21 protein-coding genes are annotated in these 22302 nt (G+C 49.6%); 6 read left to right on the forward strand and 15 right to left on the reverse strand.

Annotation, left to right across the window (positions count from 1 at the left end; all coding sequences use genetic code 11):
- Window positions 1-41: 41 nt before the first annotated feature.
- Window positions 42-1007, reverse strand: a complete 966-nt coding sequence (nadA, locus tag ACZ45B_RS08410) for a quinolinate synthase NadA (protein WP_024545881.1) — start codon at window positions 1005-1007, stop codon at window positions 42-44.
- 88 nt (window positions 1008-1095) lie between these two features.
- Window positions 1096-1866 (reverse strand): ABC transporter permease, encoded by a 771-nt coding sequence (locus ACZ45B_RS08415; RefSeq protein WP_024545880.1) that lies wholly within the window; start codon window positions 1864-1866, stop codon window positions 1096-1098.
- Between the two features lie 93 nt (window positions 1867-1959).
- Here ACZ45B_RS08415 and ACZ45B_RS08420 point away from each other — a divergent pair, with 93 nt between their 5' ends.
- On the forward strand, window positions 1960-3075 hold the full coding sequence (locus ACZ45B_RS08420; protein ID WP_024545879.1) for a DegT/DnrJ/EryC1/StrS family aminotransferase: 1116 nt from the start codon (window positions 1960-1962) through the stop codon (window positions 3073-3075).
- A 93-nt stretch (window positions 3076-3168) separates the two neighbouring features.
- Here the strand turns inward: ACZ45B_RS08420 and ACZ45B_RS08425 are convergent, their stop codons facing one another.
- The 4 genes from ACZ45B_RS08425 to psaA form a co-directional block, all read right to left on the reverse strand.
- A complete protein-coding gene (locus ACZ45B_RS08425) occupies window positions 3169-3447 on the reverse strand; it encodes an HU family DNA-binding protein (RefSeq protein ID WP_012307575.1) in 279 nt (92 codons plus the stop codon).
- Window positions 3448-3714: 267 nt separating this feature from the next.
- A complete protein-coding gene (locus tag ACZ45B_RS08430; protein ID WP_024545878.1) occupies window positions 3715-4836 on the reverse strand; it encodes an AI-2E family transporter in 1122 nt (373 codons plus the stop codon).
- A 184-nt stretch (window positions 4837-5020) separates the two neighbouring features.
- On the reverse strand, window positions 5021-7222 hold the full coding sequence (gene psaB / locus ACZ45B_RS08435; RefSeq protein ID WP_024545877.1) for a photosystem I core protein PsaB: 2202 nt from the start codon (window positions 7220-7222) through the stop codon (window positions 5021-5023).
- Window positions 7223-7386: 164 nt separating this feature from the next.
- Window positions 7387-9606 carry a photosystem I core protein PsaA gene (gene psaA / locus ACZ45B_RS08440; protein ID WP_024545876.1) on the reverse strand — a complete coding sequence of 740 codons (2220 nt, stop codon included), beginning with the start codon at window positions 9604-9606 and terminating at the stop codon, window positions 7387-7389.
- 569 nt (window positions 9607-10175) lie between these two features.
- Here psaA and rpsB point away from each other — a divergent pair.
- Entirely contained in the window at window positions 10176-10946 is a 771-nt protein-coding gene (gene rpsB / locus ACZ45B_RS08445) for a 30S ribosomal protein S2 (RefSeq protein ID WP_024545875.1), read from the forward strand.
- A gap of 49 nt (window positions 10947-10995) precedes the next feature.
- Window positions 10996-11652 (forward strand): translation elongation factor Ts, encoded by a 657-nt coding sequence (gene tsf / locus ACZ45B_RS08450; RefSeq protein ID WP_024545874.1) that lies wholly within the window; start codon window positions 10996-10998, stop codon window positions 11650-11652.
- 31 nt (window positions 11653-11683) lie between these two features.
- On the opposite strand, the gene queG is transcribed toward tsf, so the two are convergent.
- Both queG and ACZ45B_RS08460 read right to left on the reverse strand, forming a co-directional pair.
- Window positions 11684-12652 (reverse strand): tRNA epoxyqueuosine(34) reductase QueG, encoded by a 969-nt coding sequence (gene queG, locus ACZ45B_RS08455; protein WP_024545873.1) that lies wholly within the window; start codon window positions 12650-12652, stop codon window positions 11684-11686.
- Between the two features lie 10 nt (window positions 12653-12662).
- Window positions 12663-13373 carry a response regulator gene (locus tag ACZ45B_RS08460; protein WP_024545872.1) on the reverse strand — a complete coding sequence of 237 codons (711 nt, stop codon included), beginning with the start codon at window positions 13371-13373 and terminating at the stop codon, window positions 12663-12665.
- A gap of 83 nt (window positions 13374-13456) precedes the next feature.
- On the opposite strand from ACZ45B_RS08460, the gene ACZ45B_RS08465 reads away from it, so the two are divergent.
- Window positions 13457-13996 (forward strand): cofactor assembly of complex C subunit B, encoded by a 540-nt coding sequence (locus tag ACZ45B_RS08465; protein WP_464674850.1) that lies wholly within the window; start codon window positions 13457-13459, stop codon window positions 13994-13996.
- 214 nt (window positions 13997-14210) lie between these two features.
- Here the strand turns inward: ACZ45B_RS08465 and ACZ45B_RS08470 are convergent, their stop codons facing one another.
- Window positions 14211-14546 (reverse strand): DUF3155 domain-containing protein, encoded by a 336-nt coding sequence (locus ACZ45B_RS08470; protein WP_024545871.1) that lies wholly within the window; start codon window positions 14544-14546, stop codon window positions 14211-14213.
- A gap of 277 nt (window positions 14547-14823) precedes the next feature.
- Between ACZ45B_RS08470 and ACZ45B_RS08475 the strand changes: the two genes are divergently transcribed.
- Together ACZ45B_RS08475 and ACZ45B_RS08480 are read left to right on the forward strand one after the other, a co-directional pair.
- On the forward strand, window positions 14824-16107 hold the full coding sequence (locus ACZ45B_RS08475; RefSeq protein ID WP_024545870.1) for a GAF domain-containing sensor histidine kinase: 1284 nt from the start codon (window positions 14824-14826) through the stop codon (window positions 16105-16107).
- 152 nt (window positions 16108-16259) lie between these two features.
- The gene (locus tag ACZ45B_RS08480) at window positions 16260-17033 is read left to right on the forward strand and encodes an HAD family hydrolase (RefSeq protein WP_024545869.1); all 774 of its coding nucleotides are present in this window, start codon (window positions 16260-16262) and stop codon (window positions 17031-17033) included.
- Here ACZ45B_RS08480 and ACZ45B_RS08485 read toward each other — a convergent pair.
- From ACZ45B_RS08485 to ACZ45B_RS08510, 6 genes are all read right to left on the reverse strand, one after another.
- A complete protein-coding gene (locus ACZ45B_RS08485; protein ID WP_024545868.1) occupies window positions 16979-18181 on the reverse strand; it encodes an esterase-like activity of phytase family protein in 1203 nt (400 codons plus the stop codon). The genes ACZ45B_RS08480 and ACZ45B_RS08485 overlap by 55 nt on opposite strands.
- Window positions 18182-18277: 96 nt before the next feature.
- Entirely contained in the window at window positions 18278-19168 is an 891-nt protein-coding gene (locus ACZ45B_RS08490) for a hypothetical protein (protein ID WP_024545867.1), read from the reverse strand.
- A gap of 44 nt (window positions 19169-19212) precedes the next feature.
- Window positions 19213-19728 (reverse strand): hypothetical protein, encoded by a 516-nt coding sequence (locus ACZ45B_RS08495; RefSeq protein WP_024545866.1) that lies wholly within the window; start codon window positions 19726-19728, stop codon window positions 19213-19215.
- 89 nt (window positions 19729-19817) lie between these two features.
- Window positions 19818-21029: an FAD-dependent hydroxylase gene (locus ACZ45B_RS08500; protein WP_024545865.1), complete on the reverse strand. Its 1212-nt coding sequence runs from the start codon at window positions 21027-21029 to the stop codon at window positions 19818-19820.
- 83 nt (window positions 21030-21112) lie between these two features.
- Window positions 21113-21577: an NADAR family protein gene (locus ACZ45B_RS08505; protein ID WP_029681806.1), complete on the reverse strand. Its 465-nt coding sequence runs from the start codon at window positions 21575-21577 to the stop codon at window positions 21113-21115.
- A 28-nt stretch (window positions 21578-21605) separates the two neighbouring features.
- Window positions 21606-22271, reverse strand: a complete 666-nt coding sequence (locus tag ACZ45B_RS08510) for a YdcF family protein (protein WP_024545863.1) — start codon at window positions 22269-22271, stop codon at window positions 21606-21608.
- Between the last annotated feature and the right edge of the window lie 31 nt (window positions 22272-22302).

Genomic DNA, 22302 nt, shown 5'->3' on the forward strand with positions numbered 1-22302 from the left:
TCTATTTTGTGACTCTCTTCCCCTGGTGAGTTTTCTCGGCCTTAGGCACTCATGGCCAACATTTTTTGGATCGGCTTGAGGGCAGCGACAGCAATCTCGGGAGGAAGGGTGATTTCTGGGGTTTTGTTTTTCATAGCTAAGTAGAGCTTTTCGAGGGTGTTTAAGCGCATGTGGGGGCATTCATTGCAGGCGCAGTTGTTGGTAGAAGGAGCCGGGATAAAGGTTTTTGTCGGGCTGGCTTTTTCCATCTGGTGAATAATGCCCGGCTCAGTGGCCACAATGAAAATATCACTGTTACTTACTTGGGAACGCTTGAGGAGGGCTGTGGTTGAACCGATAAAGTCGGCATGGTTCAGCACCGGAGTTTCGCATTCAGGGTGGGCGAGCACTTCAGCGGTAGGGTGTTCTAGCTTCAATTCAATGATGCGTTTTTCGGAGAACGTTTCGTGGACAATACAGCTCCCTTGCCAAAGGAGGAGGTCTCGCCCTGTTTGTTCGCTGACATAACGGCCAAGATTTTTGTCGGGAGCAAAAATAATTGGCTGGTCTGCGGGAATTTGTTCAACAATTTTCACGGCGTTTGAGCTGGTGCAGATGATGTCGCTCATGGCCTTGATCTCGGCGGTGCAGTTGATATAGGAAATAACGATGTGGTCGGGGTGCTGAGCTTTGAATTGGGCAAATTCTTTTGGAGGGCAGCTATCGGCAAGGGAGCAGCCCGCTTCAAGGTCTGGGAGAAGCACTAATTTATTAGGGTTGAGAATCTTTGCTGTTTCGGCCATGAAGTGGACTCCAGCGAAGACAATGACCTCGGCATCGGTCTGGGCGGCTTGGCGGGCTAAACCCAGGGAATCACCGATGTAGTCGGCAATGTCTTGGATGTCGTTTTCTTGGTAGTAGTGGGCCAGGATAATCGCGTTGAGGTCTTTTTTGAGGTCGGCGATCGCCCCAAAAAGATCTTGGGGAATGGTGGTAGTTGTCGGGAAACGGGGGGCTGCAGTAAACATGGCAGTGTTTTGGGGTAGGGAGAAGAAGAAAGTGTGGCGGAGATTCAGTCTAACAAGGATTGGCGAGGGACAAAACTGAAGGCAAGCTTTAAAGGGTTAGCTGGGCGTCAGCGTTAAAAAATTGTCGATAAATGCCTTCGGTCACAAGGGAAGCGCAAATTAAATTGATTGTGACGATGAGAAACAGAATCAGAATTTGGTAGGAGGCGGCATTGAGGGGATCGATGCCTGATAAAACTTGCCCGGTAAACATTCCAGGCAGACTCACCAAGCCCACCACCATCATCGCGTTGATAGTTGGAATGAGGCTAGCCCGAATCGACTCGGTGCGATAACAGGCGATCGCTTGCTTGGGAGTCGCCCCAAGACAAAGTTGAGTTTCGATCTCCAGTCGACTCGACTGAATGCGGCTGCTGAGTCGCTCCCCCGCCAGGGAAGCACTATTCATGGCATTGCCCATCACCATCCCAGCTAAGGGAATTAGGTATTGGGGATCATACCAGCGCTCCGGTTGAATAATAATCAGCAAGGCATACATTAAGGGTAAACCAACACTAATAAAAATACTACCCCAAACCAACGGTAATTTCACCCGCTCTTGGATACGATTGCGGGCGGCGATCGCCGCAATGGTCAACATAACTAGGACAATGCCAAAAATGACTAGGGGTTGAGCTAAGGCAAAGACCATTTCTAAGGTGTAACCCACGACCACCAGTTGTAACACTGTGCGTCCTGTGGCCAGGAGGAGTTCCCCTTCTAGGTTTAAGCGCTGCCAACGGGACAGGGCGATCGCCAACGCAATGAGCCCCAAAGCCCAACCCAAATCGCCTAGATCTAATTCAATAAATTCGCCCATAGCCTTCCAATTTTAACTCCCATCACCTATAACATTTATATTTGCCATATTCGCGTCAAAAAGCGATTCTCTACCCCCAAACGCACCCTTCCCATGAGCCAAATTCCCCCCGTTGATTTAGGGCGACAGTACGCAACCATTGCCGAAGCAGCCAATGCCGCTGTCCTAGAAGTGCTCAGTTCCGGTCGCTATATTGGGGGGAGTAGTGTCACAGAATTTGAAAACCATTTCGCTCAATATCACCAAGTCGAATACAGTGCTGGGTGCAACTCGGGGACTGATGCTCTATACCTAGCACTTAAGGCCCTTGGGGTCACCGCTGGGGATGAGGTGATCACCTCAACATTTACCTTCATTGCCACCGCCGAAGCGATTTGTATGTGTGGAGCGACGCCTGTTTTTGTGGATATCACCACTGAAACATTTAACCTCGATCTTGACCAGGTGGAAGCGGTCATTACTCCCCGTACCAAAGCTGTGATCCCAGTGCATCTGTTTGGTCAGCCTGTGGATATGACTCGCCTGGGGGCGATCGCCCAAAAACATGGCTTATATATCGTCGAAGATTGTGCCCAAGCGACAGGGGCTAAATGGGGCGATCGCCTGGTGGGTTCCCTAGGAGATATCGGCTGCTTTAGCTTTTTTCCGACGAAAAACCTTGGGGGATGCGGCGATGGTGGCGCGATCACAACCCATCGCCGTGACCTTTACGAAGCCATTAAAATGCTGCGAGAACATGGCTCAAAAATTCGTTACCAACATGAAGTGATGGGGGTCAATAGCCGCTTAGATGCCCTCCAAGCCGTTATTCTCGACATTAAATTGCGTCACCTCGACCAGTGGAATCAGCAGCGTCAGGCGATCGCCAAAAACTATGACTTCCTCCTCAGCGATGTCCCAGGGATTCAACGGCCCCAAGCGATCCCAGGTGGAACCCATGTCTGGAATCAATACACCCTCCTGCTCAAGGCCAAAGAACGAGATACATTGCGCCAAGAGCTCTTGGCCCAAGATATTATCACCATGGTCTACTATCCCAAACCCCTACATCTCCAGCCTGTCTTTGAAGACCTAGGTTACCAATCCGGACAATTTCCCTTGGCTGAGCAATGTTCCCATCAGGTCTTGTCCTTACCGATGTTTCCCGGCCTCACACCCTCCGAACAAGAACGGGTTGTGGCTGCTCTCAAGGAACAATTGACCGTCTAGTGAAGATAGGCAATAAAAAAGCCCAGATAATCAATCCCTTGACGATCCAAGCCTCCAACAAAATTCTGTAGTTTATTCGGCCTAGGCCGATCACTATTTCGGTGCAACCATTTCCTTAAACTGTTTCCCCGCAGAAAACGCAGGTACAGTAGTAGCCGGAATCTGCATTTTTTCGTTAGTTTTCGGGTTGCGTCCCTCTCTTGCTTTACGGTGGCGAGGTTCAAAGGAGCCAAATCCAACTAAGGTCACCTTATCGCCATTGGCTACGGTTTCCATAATTGCTTCTACGGTGGCGCTAATCACAGAATCTGCTTGTTTTTTGCTGATACCAGCTTTCTCAGCAACTAAATCGACTAATTCGCCTTTATTCATTAAAAATCTCCTGAATTTTAGATATTGTGAGAAGTATAGGTAAAAAAACCAGGCAAAACAAGGATTCCAGAAGAGGTATTTTGCACTGTTGCGGCTCAAAAGTATCTTGTTGCAAGGTTTTCCTGCATTATTCTAAGCGTTCTTTGCCCAATATGGATCGCTGAAAGGGTTAATTTACATAGATTTCAACAATTTTTCTGTTTCAAAACTTCAAAAAAAAGACCCAAGGCTCAAAAATTTGTCCAAGGCTGCCATGATGAACAATCATCAAGTTTGATTATTTTGAGAATTATGGACAGCAACAGGGGACGTAATCCCAGTTCCCGAAGGGACTACAGGTGCAGCTTTCATCTTGATATAGAGATTGTCGAGTAGTACTGCTGTTCCGGCGACCCAGGGAGGAACAATTACTGCCCCTAAAATGCCAAGAACCTGGGCTCCACCCAGCACTGCTAAAAGTTGGTAGAGAGGATTTACTTTTACAGAAGAGCCCACTAGGAGAGGATCGAGCACATAGGTTTCGAGATTTTGGATAATGACAAAGAGTAGAAAGACAGATAAAAACGTCCAGCCTCCCTGGGCAACGGCAACGATTAAAGCTGGAATTGCTCCTAACACAGGCCCAAAAAAAGGAATCAAATTAGTCACAGCGGCAATCACTCCGAGGCCGAGGGCCAATTCTGAAATACCGAGCAATCTTAGGCCGATGGTAATCACAATTCCTAAGATTCCCGAAACAACAATGCGACCCTGGATGTAGCTTCCCATTCGTTCGCTCATGGGCTGTACCTGGGCCAGTAATCTCTCATCCCAAGGAGCCGGAAATAAACTCACAAAACCTTGGATTAACTTATTAGACCCCGACAGCATGTAGCCCGACAGCATAAATGCGAGAATCAAGCTCAAAATACCGCCAATTACCCCCCGTGTAATGCCATAGGAACGGATGAGAAGTTCTTGGGACGACCGGAAGGCCCAGGCCGTTAGAGCTTGCACATCAAAAAGACGATTGAGCTGTTCTAAAACTTGAGGCTCTGTCATGCCAAGGCGTACAACCCAGGATTGGACAAGCACACCAAGAATTTCTAGATACAGTGGGAGTTTTCGGATCAACCGTTGAATCTGATCAACCACCGTTGGGCCGATGAGGAGCACCACCCCTGTGAACAGGGAAACAAGACTCAGATAAACACCAATTACCGCCAACCATCGAGGAATCCGAAAAGATTCAGCGATTTTAATCACTGGGGCGAGGGTTGAGGCGATCACAATGGCAATCATCAACACCACAAGTAAACTCCGTAACTGCCAAAGCAGAAACAGTAAAAGGACTGCCCCCACAATAAGTAGCAGCGTTGAAAAGGGAACTGTAATTTTGCGCTCAGACATACCGAAGTTCACTATTGATTGATCAAAGGCTTTTTCCATTGTCAGGGTAAAACCAAAAGAATGTCACAGGGGTGAAGCAGTTTTCTGAATGCTTTCGCAAATTAACCCCCATAACAAAACCCCCTGCCTTAGAGACAAGGGGTTTTGAAGTTTAGCTAGTTAACTAACAGCCCAGGCTGCAACATTAACCAAACTTGCCTGATGTCGAAGCAATCAGGAAGGCAGCATAGGTAAGGACATAGCCCACAGTGAAGTGTGCTAGGCCGACCAAACGAGCCTGAACGATGGAGAGAGCAACGGGCTTGTCCTTCCAACGAACGATGTTCGCAAGGGGAGTACGCTCGTGCGCCCAAACGATGGTTTCGATCAGCTCTTGCCAGTAACCACGCCAAGAGATGAGGAACATGAAACCAGTTGCCCAAACGAGGTGTCCGAAGAGGAACATCCAAGCCCAGACGGAGAGATTGTTTACACCGTAGGGGTTATAACCGTTGATCAACTGTGCAGAGTTTGCCCAGAGGTAATCACGGAACCAGCCCATCAGGTAAGTGGAGTTTTCGTTGAACTGAGCAACGTTTCCTTGCCAAATGCCGAGGTGTTTCCAGTGCCAGTAGAAAGTCAACCAGCCCAAGGTGTTCAGCATCCAGAACATGGCGAGGTAGAAGGAATCCCATGCAGAGATATCGCAAGTACCGCCACGACCGGGGCCGTCACAGGGGAAGCTGTAACCGAAGTCTTTCTTGTCGGGCATCAGCTTAGAACCACGGGCATCCAAGGCACCTTTGACCAAAATCAAAGTGGTGGTGTGGAGACCGAGGGCGATCGCATGGTGAACGAGGAAGTCACCAGGACCGATGTTGAGGAAGAGAGAATTAGAACCACTATTGATGGCATCTAACCAACCAGGCAGATAAGCTGCACCGGTGCCAGAAGCAATGCTGTCAGCGTTGGAGAGCAACACATCAAAGCCATAGAGTGCTTTACCAGAAGCCGCTTGGACAAACTGCGCAAACACAGGCTCGATGAGGATTTGCTTTTCAGGGGTTCCAAAAGCAACTACAACATCGTTGTGGACGTAGAGACCGAGGGTATGGAAACCAAGGAAGAGAGATACCCAGCTAAGGTGAGAGATCAGCGCTTCTTTGTGTTCCAGCATGCGATAAAGAACGTTGTCTTTGTTCGCTTCGGGATCGTAGTCACGGACGAAGAAGATTGCACCGTGGGCAAACGCACCAACCATCAAGAAACCAGCGATGTACTGGTGGTGAGTGTAGAGCGCTGCCTGGGTGGTGTAGTCCTTCGCGATGAATGCGTAGGAAGGCAAGGAGTACATGTGCTGTGCTACCAAGGAGGTAATTACACCCAAGGAAGCAAGCGCCAGACCCAACTGGAAGTGCAGGGAGTTGTTGACGGTATCGTAAAGACCCTTGTGGCCAGCACCAAGTTTACCGCTGGGGGGCTGGTGGGCGTTGAGGATCTCTCTGATGCTGTGACCAATACCGAACTTGGTGCGATACATGTGACCCGCGATGATGAAGATCACGGCGATCGCCAAGTGGTGGTGTGCAATATCAGTGAGCCACAGGGACTCAGTCTGAGGATGGAAGCCACCGAGGAAGGTCAGAATCGCAGTACCAGCACCTTGGGAAGTCCCAAATACATGGCCAGCAGTGTCAGCATTCTGGGCATATACACCCCAATTCCCGGTAAAGAATGGCATCAAACCAGCGGGGTGGGGCTTCACAGAGAGGAAGTTATCCCAGCCGACATGGACACCGCGAGACTCAGGAATCGCAACGTGGACCAAGTGACCAGTCCAAGCCAAAGAACTTACACCGAACAAACCAGCCAAGTGGTGGTTGAGGCGAGACTCAGCATCCTTGAACCACGCAAGGCTAGGACGGAACTTGGGTTGCAAGTGCAGCCAGCCTGCGAACAAAAACAGAGAAGAAAGGATCAGGAGGAATACTGCGCCTTGGTAAAGGTCAGCGTTGGTGGTCATCCCAATGGTGTAGAACCAGTGGTAAACCCCGGAGTATGCGATGTTTACAGGGTTAGAAGCACCCGCTTGGGTAAAGGCATCAATGGCGCCCTGACCAAAGTGGGGATCCCAGATCGCGTGGGCGATGGGACGGATATTCAGGGGATCTTTGATCCACTGTTCGAAGTTGCCTTGCCAAGCAACGTGGAAAAGTGTACCGGAAGTCCACAGGAAGATGATTGCGAGGTGACCGAAGTGGGACGCGAAGATCTTTTGGTAAAGATTTTCCTCTGTCATCCCGTCGTGGGTCTCGAAATCATGCGCCGTGGCAATTCCGTACCAAATCCGACGTGTAGTGGGATCTTGAGCAAGGTCTTGGCTAAATTTTGGAAATTTAGTTGCCATAACTATGCTGGAGGTTCTCCTCGTGAAACAGATGAGGGTGAGGCTTTTTTAATTAACCTCGATATTTTTCCCGCAGGGAAAAGAAAGGAGCCAATTGGGAGGGAAGGTGCATCCAGTGAATAACAACTCCCCCTGAAATTGGCGATCGGTAAACCATTTCAGAGTTAACCGATGGACAAGCTTCTCGCTAGGAAGAAGGCCCAGGTTGTCACAATCCCACCAAGGAGATAGTGAGCAACGCCAACCGCACGACCTTGAACAATGCTCAAAGCGCGGGGTTGAATTGCCGGAGCCAACTTGAGCTTGTTGTGTGCCCAAACGATGGACTCAATAAGTTCTTGCCAATAGCCACGTCCACTGAAGAGGAACATCAAGCTAAAGGCGAAAACAAAGTGACCAGCTAGGAACATGATGCCGTAAGCCGACAGTGCAGAACCGTAGGAGTTGATCACCTGGGAAGACTGGGCCCAGAGGAAGTCACGGAGCCAGCCGTTGATGGTGATCGCACTTTGGGCGAAGTTCCCACCAGTGACATGGGAAACGCTGCCATCAGGAAGTACAGTGCCCCAAACATCGGATTGCATTTTCCAGCTAAAGTGGAAAATTACGATGGAGAGGGAGTTGTACATCCAGAACAGCCCGAGGAATACGTGATCCCAGCCAGAAACTTGGCAAGTGCCACCACGACCGGGGCCGTCACAGGGGAAGCGGAATCCGAGTTGACCCTTATCGGGAACAAGGCGAGAGCTGCGGGAATAGAGAAGACCCTTCAGCAGGATGAGTACAGTGACGTGGATGGTAAACGCATGGATATGGTGCACCATAAAGTCAGCTGTACCAAGGGTGATGGGCATCATGGCAACTTTGTTACCGATCGCCACAACATCACCGCCAAATACTTGGCTTACACCGGCGATCGCATTGGGTGCGGTATTCCCGGGAGCCACAGCATGGATATGTTGAATCCATTGGGCAAAAATGGGCTGTAACTGAATCGCAGAATCAGAAAACATGTCCTGAGGACGACCCAAAGCACGCATGGTGTCATTGTGAATGTATAGACCAAAGCTATGGAAGCCTAAGAAGATACAAACCCAGTTAAGGTGAGAAATAATGGCATCACGGTGACGGAGAACGCGGTCTAAGAGGTTGTTGACGTTCTTAGCCGGATCGTAGTCACGCACCATGAAGATTGCGCCGTGGGCGCCAGCACCAACAATCAAGAAACCGCCAATCCAGGTATGGTGCGTGAACAGAGACAGCATGGTGCCGTAGTCTGTCGCCATATAGGGATAGGGAGGCATCGAGTACATGTGGTGGGCGATGATGATGGTCAAAGAACCCAACATCGCTAAGTTGACTGCCAATTGAGCATGCCAAGAGGAAGTCAGAATTTCATAAAGACCTTTGTGACCTTCACCAGTGAAAGGGCCTTTGTGCGCTTCAAGGATTTCTTTCATGCTGTGACCAACACCGAAGCCAGTGCGGTACATATGACCAGCAATGATGAACAACACAGCGATCGCCAAATGGTGATGCGCAATGTCAGTCAACCAAAGACTGCCAGTTGTGGGGTTTAATCCACCCTTGAAGGTCAGGAAATCAGAGTATGCAGCCCAGTCTAAGGTAAAGAAAGGCTTCAGACCCTGGGCAAAACTGGGGTACAGCTCCGCCATTGTCGCCGCATCAAAGAATTCATGGGGGAGCGGAATATCCTTCGCCGCAACACCAGAATCTAAGAGTTTGTTCACAGGTAAAGAAACGTGGATCAAGTGACCAGTCCAACCTAGAGAACCACATCCGAGCAATACGGATAAGTGGTGGTTCATCATGGCTTCGGCATTCTGGAACCACTCCAGTTTCGGAGCTGCTTTGTGGTAATGGAACCAACCGGCAAACACCATAAGGGCTGCCATAACAAGACCGCCAATGGCAGTCACATAGAGCTGATAAGAGTTGGTAAAACCACAAGCACGCCAGAGGTAGAACAGACCAGAGGTAATTTGAATACCACTAAAGCCGCCACCGACGTCTCCGTTTAAAATGCCTTGACCGACAACCGGCCAGACCACTTGAGCACTTGGCTTGATAACGGTGGGGTTATTCAACCAAGCTTCATAGTTAGAAAATTTTGCGCCATGGAAGTACATGCCGCTGAGCCAAACAAAAACTACAGCAAGGTGACCGAAGTGCGCGCTAAAAATTTTGCGCGAAATATCTTCTAAGTCACTTGTTTGGCTATCGAAATCATGTGCATCAGCATGGAGGTTCCAAATCCAGGTGGTGGTTTTTGGACCCCGTGCCAGAGTTCGGTCAAAGTGACCCGGCTTACCCCACTTCTCAAAGGAAGTTGGTACCGGATCCTTATCAACCTTTACTGCCATGAGGATTCTCCTCTCTAGACAATCGACGTAATAAAGGTTCTATCTAAATAGATTTATTCAAATAGATAAGCTGTGAGCGAATCACCAGCTTGCAAGGTTTCCAGTGATTTAGGATTGCTTTGTACCTATTGGGCAAAAAGCATTGATGTAAATAATAGGGCCTACTTTCCAAGGATGCCGGGGACATTAACAATATTTAAAACTCCCTGGAATCCTTGCCTGACAACGGCTGGGATCTATCAATTTTCTGTAAAAAGCTGAAAGGCGACGATTTTTTTTGTAACAAAAAGCAATGTAACGTTACTTTCTCTTGTGAGTTGGACACAGTAACTAAATCTATTCCTAGCTGGGACTCATCCAATGAAAGGTTACTTCGACCCGAGGGAGGCGATCGCCTTCCTCCCCGAAAAAAGTTCAAAAAATCCTCCAGTAAGGGACTTGACCAAAGGCTACCTATGTTAAGCTGGTAGGGTTGTTCAAAACTCGCACATCTGGGATTCTTTCGGGTGTTTCGCACAAGCTGAAATATCCCCAGATGAAGGTTTAACCCGAAAAGGAGTAAACAGAATATGCCCGTTGTATCTCTCGCTGAGCTACTCGAATCTGGCGTCCACTTTGGCCACCAGACCCGCCGTTGGAACCCCAGAATGGCGCCTTACATCTACACATCTCGTAATGGCGTTCATATCATCGACCTTGTTCAGACCGCCCAGTTGGTAGAACAAGCTTACAAATACATGAAAGAAGCTTCCGAAAGCGGCAAACATGTTCTTTTTGTGGGAACTAAGCGTCAAGCCGCCGGCATTATTGCCCAGGAAGCCAAGCGCTGCGGCGCTTTTTACATCAACCAGCGCTGGTTGGGGGGGATGCTTACCAACTGGGAAACAATCAAAACCCGTGTTGAACGTCTCAAAGAATTAGAAGCCATGGAAGAGAGCGGCAATCTCGCTCGCCGTCCAAAGAAAGAGGCATCCATGCTTCGTCGTGAGCTCGACAAGCTACAGAAGTACCTTGGCGGGATCAAAAACATGCGCAAAATCCCCGATATCGTTGTGATCATTGACCAACGACGGGAGCATAATGCGATCCAAGAATGTCAGAAGCTAGGGATCCCCATTGTTTCTCTACTAGATACCAACTGCGATCCTCAAACCGTTGATATGCCAATTCCGGCAAACGACGATGCAATTCGATCCATCAAGCTCATTGTCGGCAAGCTCGCCGATGCTATCCATGCCGGTCGCCATGGTCAACCCGTTGATAACAACGATGACTATGAAGAATTCGATGAAGTGATCGATGAATACGCAGATGAAGCCGATGCATCTGAGGCTGAATAAGCTTAATATCTTCTTGAATTGACCTGATAATTTTTTGGTGAACAGCAAAATGGCACAAATTTCCGCAAAGCTTGTCAAAGAACTGCGCGAAAAAACCGGCGCAGGGATGATGGACTGTAAAAAAGCCCTGGGGGAAACCGATGGGGACGTCTCTAAAGCAATTGAGTGGCTCCGTCAAAAAGGCATTACCTCCGCTGAGAAAAAAGCAGGTCGAGTTGCCGCTGAAGGGTTAGTTGAAAGCTACATCCACACAGGCGGTGGAATCGGTGTCCTTGTAGAGGTTAACTGTGAAACTGACTTCGTGGCCCGGGGCGACATTTTTAAAGATCTCGCTAAAGGGATTGCGATGCAGATTGCGGCTTGTCCCAACGTTCAGTATGTGAAAGTTGACGATATTCCTGCCGAAATCGCGGATAAAGAGCGCGAAATCGAAATGGGCCGTGATGATCTCGCTGGCAAGCCCGACAACATCAAAGAAAAAATTGTTGAAGGTCGCATTGCTAAGCGCCTGAAAGAGCTTTCTTTGATGGATCAGCCCTATATTCGTGATCAGAATTTGACCGTTGAGGAACTGATTAAGCAAACGATCGCCACCATTGGTGAAAATATCCGTGTGCGTCGTTTCCAACGCTTTGTTCTGGGTGAAGGCATCGAGAAGAAAGAAGAGGACTTTGCAGCGGAAGTTGCAGCTCAGATGGGTAAATAAAGCCTGCGCATTTTAGCAATTATTGATTGATTTAACCTTCCTCAGAATTGGGGGAGGTTTTTTGTTGCGCGCTGAGATTGGCTTGGGCGTTGCGGCGCCACATGGCCGGTTTGATCCGTCGCAGGGCCGATCCGGTGAAGCGACGGTCCCATTCATCTTCAGTAAGTTCAGCCAGTTCGGTTAATTTTGGGGCCAGATTTTCGGGATAGGATTGAAAATCGAGAATATTTGTTTCTTGGGCAAAACGCTGATTCCAGGGACAAACGTCTTGGCAAATATCACAGCCGGCCACCCAATTATTGAGATTTTGGGCGATCGCCTGGGGCAAAGTTTCCGTACGATTTTCGATGGTGTGATAGGCGATACAGCGATTGGCATCGACGGTAAAGGGGGAGGCGATCGCTCCGGTGGGGCAAGCTTCAATACAGCGGGTACAGGTGCCACAATGCTTTAAATGGGGGCGATCGGGCGCTAAATTTAGGGTCGTTAAAATTTCCCCTAGGAAAACCCAACTACCATAGTCGCGGGTGATCAAATTACTATTTTTGGCGATCCACCCTAAGCCCGCCCGTTCCGCCCAAACCTTGTCCTGCACCGGGCCTGTATCTACATAAAAGCGGTGCTGTGCGTCAGGAAACGCTGCCGTCAGCCAACGACAAAGTGCTTTTAATCTTTTCGTTAAAACCTTATGATAATCGCGGCCCCAGCCATAGCGGGCGATTTTTCCCACTTCTAGATCATCAGAATGTTGGTGAGGGGTGTAGTAATTGAGACCCACGGCAATGACCGATTGTACCCCTGGTAGACATTGCTGAATATCTTGACGTTTTGGGTTGGCCATCCAAGCCATCTCCGCCTGAAAACCTTGATACAACCAACTTTGTAAACGCTGTTGATTTTGAGAATCGGTGACTGTTGCGTCGGCAATTCCTACCAGATGAAAGCCGAGCTTGAGCGCTTGTTGTTTGATTTCATTGGTGACAGTTTGGCGATCGCCCATCGATTATCACCTAGCCGACCAAGCCAGAACGGAGCGCTCGCACGGCCGCCTGGGTACGATCATCCGCACACAACTTATTTAAAATATTGCGGACATGGGTTTTGACGGTCCCCACAGTAATAAACAAACGGTCGGCGATTTCAGAATTACTGCAACCATCAACAATGAGTTGTAGAACCTCCAACTCCCGGTCTGTCAAAGGGCAACTTTCGAGCAACTGCTGATCTTCCAAAGAAGCCGCCTGGATAGCGATCGTCTCATTAGGGGGAGCATTCCCATTGTGGACTTGATTTAAGACAATGCGGGCGATCGTCGGATCGATCCAATTATTCCCAGAGTCCGTTGTTTTAACCGCTTCAACCAAATGAGTAAACGTAATATCTTTCATGCAATAGGAATCTGCCCCTGCTGCAAAAGCTGCCAGTACCACCTCATCATCATCCTGGAGCGTCAAAATTAAAACCTTCGGACACTGTTCCCAGCCCTGTTCCTTACTCTGCTTTTGCTTGAGGAGCCGAGTTAATTCAATTCCGTCAATTTCCGGTAAGCCAATGTCAACAATCGCCAGATCTGGCTGAAATTTCTCTAATAGACGTAGTCCATCCGCCCCATTAGTCGCCTCTCCTAGCAGTTCAATATCCGCACATTGTTGTAGAGAAGTGCGCAGACCAATGCGTGTCAGATCATGATCCTCAATAAGAACAACCCGAATTTTGTCCATGGTCTTTCCGGAGATTTCCCAAAATATACCATGATCGATATACATTTATATGCAGTGAATGCTGTCATCCCTCTGAAAAAGCCGTGTTAGAACAATCCGTCATCACCTCAACCCTCCTGCTGACCATACTACTGATGGTGGGTCTTTTCTTCTTCATCCGCGCTTCTACCAAAGACCGCACTGAACAAGTTGAACTTTTAGCCACCGAACCCGAAGAATCCATTTTTGAGCGCCTCCAAACCTATTTTGAACAACGAGCCTATCGCATCACCAACATAGATGGGGTAAACAATGTCGTTACCTACGAAGGATTTGTCCCCCCCAGTGGCTTTATGGCGGTTTTTTTAAGTCTTCTGGCGGCCCTCGGCCTAGTTTGTATCGCCCTCGTCCTCGCCCTTTTGTACCCAACCCCAGGGTTTGGTTTTCTGGGAATCTGTCTACTGGCTCCCATGGCAGGTCTTTTTTATTGGCGAAAAGCGGGAAAAGTTGAAAAAGTCAGGTTGCAAATTACCCAACAAACTCCCATCACTGCAACACCCACACAACTCATTACGGTAACGGGCCACCGGGATGAATTGATCCAGCTACGTCAGGTGATGCCCTATCAACTTTATGACGCTTAGGGTCACTTATTTCGCAACTTAAACCTACATTCTCGATTAAAAGCGCGTGGGATTTAGGCAGTAAACAGGGACTATTGCAGCCTAGCTAGGGCCAGAGAATAAAGAGCCCAACCCATTTTTTTTGGGCCGGGGCAAAAAACTGAAATTAAGAGAAGGGAATATGGAATATCTAGGGCTTACAGGTGAAATGAGCTCTCGTTGTAAAAGTGAAAACCTAAGCTTTGCTTGAAGTTGCCACCTGTTCAGCCATTTCTTCTTCTTCGTCAACGCTATTACAGAGCACCCGTAGACTAGGGAATAGGAAGTGATTCTCCTCTACATATTGAGCTCCAAATAAACCTTTTTCTGCCCAAAAGTACCGATCAGTGGTATGCTCATTACGCTTAACCACAACGACAGCCGGGGGCACAATGCCATTCGCAGAGATATGCTTGCGAGCTGCAGTCACAGGTTTGTCATCACCACTTTCGATGTTATATTGTGGGACGATCTCTAAAATTTTTCTTCCTTCCTGACGACGCCGACTTTTCCGTTTACGCTTTCTTGCCAACCTAGTACCTCCGCTTCTTTACTTTTAGGACAGCTGTAACAGGAGTTACAGAATGTCGAGCAAAGTATATCGGCTCTGTGGAAAAAAATCAAGGGACAATCTGCGTCTTTTTGTTAACCCCTGGGATGTAATATGCAGAAAATCTATCACAAGCCAATGGGAATAGGGTCTTAACCCGGAGCTAAAAAAAGGATTAAGTTTTTTTTCGAAACCCCTGATTTATCAAGGTTTCTTGGGAAACTCCCGCTGGGATTGCGGCTGGAGAGGCTGGGATTTTATGACAACGTTACCGCAATTATTACCGGTCAGTGCTGAATTTGTGTCTCTTTGTCAAGGGCAGTTGCAATTAATCGCTCAGGGGATTGGGGCGCAGTGGGGGGTTGTTTATTTAGCTCAACCCGATTGTGAGGGACAAGGGGCCACTTTGCAGGCGATCGCCGCGTTTCCAGACCGACTGATTACGGCAATGGCGGCAGAACAAGAGTCTACTGAGACAGTGATGGGAGAACAGCTTGCTTGGGTTGATCTTCCCATTGGGGAAGAAAAAGGAGATGTGGATCCGCATTTAATGGGTCTTTTGGGAGAGCCCAGTACGGCGTTTCCCCTGTGCCATGGGGATTTGATTTTGGGGATTTTGGCGACAGGACGACGGGACCGGCCTTGGCGATCGCCCGAGGTGGCTCATATTGCCCTAGTGGTGGACAGTTTGGTTTTGGCCTGTGTGCTGGATCAACAAAAAAGCTGGGCAACGCAGCAGTTAGCACAACAACAACATTTACAGACGTTAGAGCAGGATCATTTCCATGACCTGCTGCACCAGTTGCGCAATCCCACCATGGCCATTGGTACTTTTGGGAAATTACTCCTGAAGCGGCTCATGCCAGAGGAAAAAAACTATGGGGTAGCAGAGGGGATTGTGCGAGAAAGCGATCGCCTCAAAGATCTACTCGCAGAATTTAGTGCGGAAGTGGATTTTTTAACGGCACAAATTCCTCAACTCGAAAGTCAAGCGAATCTCGCCTTACCCCCCGAAACGCCATCCCAGCAAAATTTAGAACGAGCTTTACCACTGCAGCCAGTTGTTCTCACAGAAGTGCTTTTGCCGTTGGTGACTTCCCTAGAGGCGATCGCCGCTGAGCGGGGGGTGCTTTTAAACTACAGCCTGTCTGATGCTTTACCCCCAGTACTGGGAAATCAAACAGCACTTTTAGAAATTTTGAATAATTTGCTCGAAAACGCCATTAAATACACCCCTCCAGGGGGCCAAGTCCTGTTGCAGATTCAAAGCCAGGCCCAAGAAGTGACGATCGCGGTCCATGATACGGGCTATGGTATTCCGGCAGTGGATCTGCCCCATGTCTTTGAGCGGCGCTACCGGGGTGTCCAAGGGGAAGGCGCCATTGAAGGGACGGGTTTAGGTTTGGCGATCGCCAGTGATTTAGTCCATAAACTGGCCGGCGATCTGGAAGTTTACAGTCCGACCCTGGGTTTACCCCACACCGAACAGTTGCCTGGTAGTACCTTTATTCTCTGGCTCAAGGTCGCACCAACATCTCGTTGACGCACCAGCACATCGCAACGGCGATCATTGGCTTTTCTAATTGAAACCATTGAAAATTCTGCCCCTATACGCCCTTAAACCCTTAAAATTGGCCTCCTTTGCCAGTACAGTGGGGACATTTATGATGCAATCTGAGGAATAAACAATTCACCATGGGACAGTTAGAAGCCCTTATTTTTGATGTGGATGGCACCCTGGCCAATACGGAAAAAGATGCCCACCGAGTCGCGTTTAATCGTGCCTTTAGCGATGTGGGTTTATCTTGGGACTGGTCGGTAGACCTATATGGTCAGCTCCTCAAAGTCACAGGCGGAAAAGAAAGAATTCGCTTTTACATCGAATCTTGGCAGCCTCAAATGCCGACGGTGAAAGATTTAACGGCCTTTATCAAAGATCTCCATGCCCGTAAAACCCAGCATTACTGCGATTTACTCGCGAATGAGGTTTTACCCTTGCGTCCCGGTGTGAAGCGGCTGATCCAGGAAGCCCGTGATCGAGGGATTCGCTTAGCGATCGCCACCACCACTACCCCAGCGAATGTGACAGCCCTACTCACCCATTCCTTAGCCCCCGATGCGATGGATTGGTTTGAGGTGATCGCCGCTGGGGATATGGTTCCCCAGAAAAAACCCGCCCCTGATATTTTTCTTTATGCCCTCGAAAAAATGAATCTCCGGGCCGAGCAATGTGTGGCTTTTGAAGATTCGGGCAATGGCTGGCTCTCTTCCCGGGATGCGGGTTTAACTACGGTTGTCACGGTCAATAACTACACCGCTAACCAGGACTTTACCGGGGCTGACCTGGTGCTCAGTGACCTTGGCGAACCTGACCAGCCCTTCACGGTTTTAGCCGGAGAAGTGGGAACTTGGCCCTATTTTGATGTGGCTTTGGCCGCCGCATTACTGAGCCGGAAAAGCAGTAGTTGATTGACTTGGCGATCGCTAAAATTATCATCACTGATCAGCAACAGACTCTGGCCGCCATCGGCAAACTTTGGCCCCAGGGTCATCCCCTCCAGGTTATCTAGGCCAATGCCTAAATTGCCGAGATCCAATAACAGTTGTTTTCGCATCGGCGTCACTGTCTCTGGATTGCCGGCGAGGGAATCGATCCGGGCGGTGTCGGTGGCATTACCAATCGTCACTTGGAATAATTTTGCACCGCCCCCTAGCAGGCTGTAGGTGCGTTCGAGGCTTAAGAAATAACCTTCTTGGGGGAGGGCAATGAGGGCTACTAGGCCATTCAGAAAGACCCCTGGAGGCGTTGGCTCAAGGGGATAAAGATGCTCGCCGATCAATACCGGATCGCCGACGGGATTGACAACGTAATGCAAAAAGCGAATCGGTTCATTGCGATTACCTGGACGAGAATCTTGGGCTAAGGAAGACTCTGGGGCAACAAAAACCCGGAAAGGATCTGCGGGTGCTTGGGAAGGGGCAGAAATGGCTAAGGCTTCGAAACCTAAATTGTTGCGCACCCCCCGGCCATTATTTCCTAGCAAAAAACGTTGGGGAATTCTGAGGTCACTGATTTCTTGGCCCCCAAGGTTAAATTCTTTCACAAAGGGATCAATGCCTAACCTGGAATCCCCTTCACTGCTGATTAACAGGGTATTTCGAGGCGAAAGGGCTAAGGCCTCTGGGTCAATGCTGCCTGGGGCAAAGGGTTCACCGCTGCGGTTACTGAGAGTAATTACTGACTCTAGATTGAGGTCTTGAATCTGAGGGATCACTCCCGTTTCATCCAGTTTTAGTTTGAAGGTGTAGAAACGGGCCGGGGCAAACTGGGAACGGTCATCACTGATCGCATAGTAGGTGGCAGTTTTGGGGTCATAGTCTAACTCTGATAGGCCGCCTACCGGTGTTCCTTGGAATTCTGTTTTCGGCAAGCGGTATTCGTCTAAAAAATCTAACTCTAAGGGCAAAAAAGTACGAGGATTACTTTCGGCGGCCAAGGCTGCTGGCAGGCAAACCAGCAACATACTCATACTAAGGATCCAGACTGCTGACCATTTTTTGAGCAGCGCCCAGGAAAAGTTTTGGGGCGATCGCCTGATTTGATTATCTTGACGCATCCGTCGTTATCCTTCACAACACAACAAAAAAAAGGAGGTGTCTTGCCTCCCCGCTAAGGTAACAAAAATTGCTTCATGATCTAGAAATAGGAAATTTTAAATTTCCCCATAGGCCCGTGTAATCAAGCGCCGCGCCACGGTTTGGGTACCCGTATGTTCGTAGTAGTTGGTGCTGAGGTCGAGAAAGGCCGCCACATAATCAAGCTTATTGTTAGAAACATCCACAAAACCCTGAATTTGGTTCATGATTTTTTCTGGGGTGAGGCCGCGATCGCGGACAAAATTTCCCATCCAGCCCTGCATCGAACCAAAGCTCTGGTTAATAAACGCAAGTTTCCCGGCGGTGTTGCCCCCAGGGAGAAATTCCCCCATTCGTTTAAAGGCTGCATTGCCATTGAGATCGCCCGCTGAGAGATTTTTCAAGGTCTGGTTAATTTTTTCGAGAAAATCGGGGCCGAGGGGAATCAACCCATCCACACAAATAAGGGCGGCAATGCGCATGATTTCTTCACCACTGTAGTCGGCGATCGCCTTCATGAAATCCCCCAGGCTATCACCGGGGATGCCATTAATTTGACAGAAGCAGGTGATTTCGGCGACGAGTTTCAGACTCAGATCGATCGCCTGGGCCTTGTCCGTATTGGGGGTCACCTTTTGCATCAGGCCGCCCACCAAAGGGATTTTATCGCCCACCTTGTTAGCCAGGGCCGCTGCTGCTAATGCTTTATCGGCTTGGTCTACGGTTTGGTAAATCCACATCGCCCGTTGGTAACCCTGGGATTTATCGCTGTAGAGCACGATCACGCGATCGCGTACCGCCTGAAGAATCGCTGGGTCCGTCTCTCTGGTGACGACCTTGACCATATTGTCGAAGCCCACGGTGTTCTGCCACTGTCCCGGCACGACGAAATCGAGGCCGTTAAGGAGCATGGTCGTCAGATTTTTTTGGGGTAACTGATCCATCAACTCTACAATTGAAGCGCTCATGAAAAACTCCTGATTTCACTGTATTTGCAAGGAAAATTTACCTGTTACTGCAGGGCGGCCAGGCCGTTGAGATTGACTTTCGCCAACCAAGCTTGGCGCGCCTCAGGGCCAAAACTGGGATCCCGGGACATGACTTTGACCTGATAGCGATCGCCGACTAAAACCACATGGGCATTAGCGCCCTGGGCCACGAGGGGAAAGCCATTAATATTTTCCTGGGCTTCGGCAAATTTGTTGCGTGCCGCCAGATTCGTCGCCGTATCCGAGATGGAAATCAGCGCCATTTCAGTGCCATTAAGACTCAGCTTAATTTCAGCAAAGCCTTCTTTTTCTTGGGTAAACACCCGGTCATAACCGTCGGTTTTATCCGCCGGAAAAAATGGATTAAACGCACTGCCTTTTTGGGGAGTTTGCACAGTTTCAGGGGCCGTTAATTCCGTCCCAGGCCCGGAATCCAAACCCGATGACACCGGTGAACTACCGCCACAAGCCGTCAGAAACAGAAGACTGGCGAGTAACACAGGGGCGATCGCCCGATAGAGAGAGTGAAAAAAACGCATGGGAAAAAGGGGAATTTACAATTACTCACCTTTCAATTTTGGACGCAAATTTTTGAAATTCCCCAAAAATTCACAATTCCCCCAGAAAGTTAGGCCAAAATACGCGGCTGGCGACCCTTTTGGCCAGTCATCAGCTTGAGGGCAAATAGACGGAAGGGATTGAATTTTGCCAGGAAGATCAACCCCAAACGCCGCAGCCAGACAATCGGCAAAATGCGATTAGAAAAAAGCCGATTGAGAAAATCAGTAAAGCCAAGGATCACCAGATTTTCGCCCTGGCGCCACCGTTCATAATGTTTCAGCACAGATAAGCGCCCCAAATCTTGACCCTTTTGCTGGGCGGCAATTAAAGTTTCTGCCAGGGCTGCCGCATCCCGCAGCCCCAAGTTCAACCCCTGACCCCCGACGGGATGGCAGCAGTGGGCGGCATCCCCCACCAGGGCTAAACGATGGCCCACATAGCGATCGCCCTGCATCAGTTGCACCGGAAAGATCTGGCGATCGCCCATGAGTTTTAACCGACCCAATTGGGGGCCAGTGTGCTGTTCTAGGCGTTGTAAAAAGACTTCAGGGGGCAGTTCCTTCAGGCGTTGGGCTTCAGCATGGGGATTGGTCCAAACAATTTGGCAGCGATTGTCTGTCAGTGGTAAAACGCCCATCGGCCCTGTGCCCCAGAACCGTTCAAAGGCCACATCATTGCGGGGCGCTTCATGTTCGACCACGCAAGTCACGCAGGACTGTCCATATTGCCAGCCCTTCGTTTGAATCCCAGCCCCTCGACGCACGAGGGAACGTGGCCCGTCCGCACCGACCACTAAAGCGCCTTGCAGCGTCATTTCACCCTGGGTTTCACTGGAGAGCTCGACGGTTGCTTGATCCTGTTCGTAGTGAATCTCTGTGACCTGGGCTGGACAGAACCAGTGAATATTGTCATGGCCCCGGAGGGAAGCTTGGAGGGTTTCGAGAATCACTTGGTGCTGCCCCGAAAAGCCAAGAAAATCTCGCTGCAGATCTTGACGGACAAATTTCACCACACCGGAAAAATTTTCGTCGGATAGCTGAATTTGGCGATAGTGACCACTGCGGTGGGCGATCGCCTCCCAAACCCCCAAATCTTGAAAAATCCGCTGGGAAAGCAAGGACATGGCATAGGCCCGCTGCCGTTGGGTAACCACATCGAGGGGTCGCGCTTCCACAATGGCCAGCCGTAGACCAGTGTTTTTGAGGCAGGCGGCGAGGGTTACCCCCACAATGCCACCACCAACGATAATCACATCAAACCCAAGGCGAGATTTTTCCATAACCGATCACGAAAATTGCAACGCTAGAAACCGCTTAGTTCCACCCAAAAGGTAACATTTTCGCATCTGGGAATGCTATGGGTCTATCGCCGTTGACGCAACTGATCCCGCACTCGCATCAGCAATTTACCGAGGTGATTTTGGCCACTGCCATCGGCCCCGCAACCCCAGTAATAATCCACGGGGGAATTTTCGATAATGAGCGCTTCCCCCGTGGCGAGTAGGATTTGGGCAATGTCTGTATGGGTCGTAAATTTCGTCCAGATGGCCTGCCACATCACCTGTTGTTTAATATCTTCCCAATCAGGGCGCTTGGGGTACTGGGAATCGCGACCAAGGGCGGCAGCCGATTCCGGCGTGGGTACTTGACGAATTTTGTCGATCAAGGCCTGTTGGGTAGCAGGTAAAAATTTGTGGGCTTGGTAAAAATGCTCGGCTGTGGGCCAAATGCAGCCTTCGCAGTGGATTGGGTGGGGAGAAAAATTAGAGAAACAGCCATAGGGGTCATAAGCCTTATAGAAATAAATCGGTTCGGCGTTTGACTCCATAGTGACTCCTAGGGACGGGCAATTTTCATTATAGATTTTCCTTGGGTGAGTCGATCCCAGGTAGTGGCGGAATCTGCTGTGCTTGGGCAGATATGGGGATCAAGGTTTGCCATTCACGGCCTGTTTCGCCGGTGACGACCCATAACAGGGAGCGGATCCCATCACGGATCGATTTCAGTGTGGTTTCGGGGGGATATTCGGACGGCACAGGGATTGGTTTGACTGCAATATTGTTGGTGCCAAAAACGATCTGGGCTACTAGCTTGGCGCGGTTCATGTGATTTTCGGAAGTAACCAAATAAACACTATCGATGCCTTCTCGTTTGAGCTCTTCTACCAGGCTTGTGAAATTGGTGACGGTGTCTTCGGCACGATAATCGAGCTGGAGGCGATCGCCTTCGATTTGATATTTTGCAAAGATCTGCCGGGCATATTCCGGTGGGCTCCCGGAAGATACCCACACTTTTAAATCTGGATGTTGTTGGGCAAATTGGGCGGCAAACTGTTCTCGCTCTTCGTGGCCCCCCAGGACAAAGATCGCCTTGGGTTGGCGTAAGGCAGCCTCAATCTGGTGGTAGGCGATCGCCCCCATTAGGGTAATCACACTGAGGGCGAACCAACGCCGCCGCCGAAATTTTGCTTTCTGTCGCCGGGGCGATCGCTGTCGTATAACTTTTCGAGGAGAAATAGCCATGCCGATGGAAGGAGAAGGAGCGAAACACGCC

It is taken from the genome of Picosynechococcus sp. NKBG15041c (assembly GCF_055380235.1).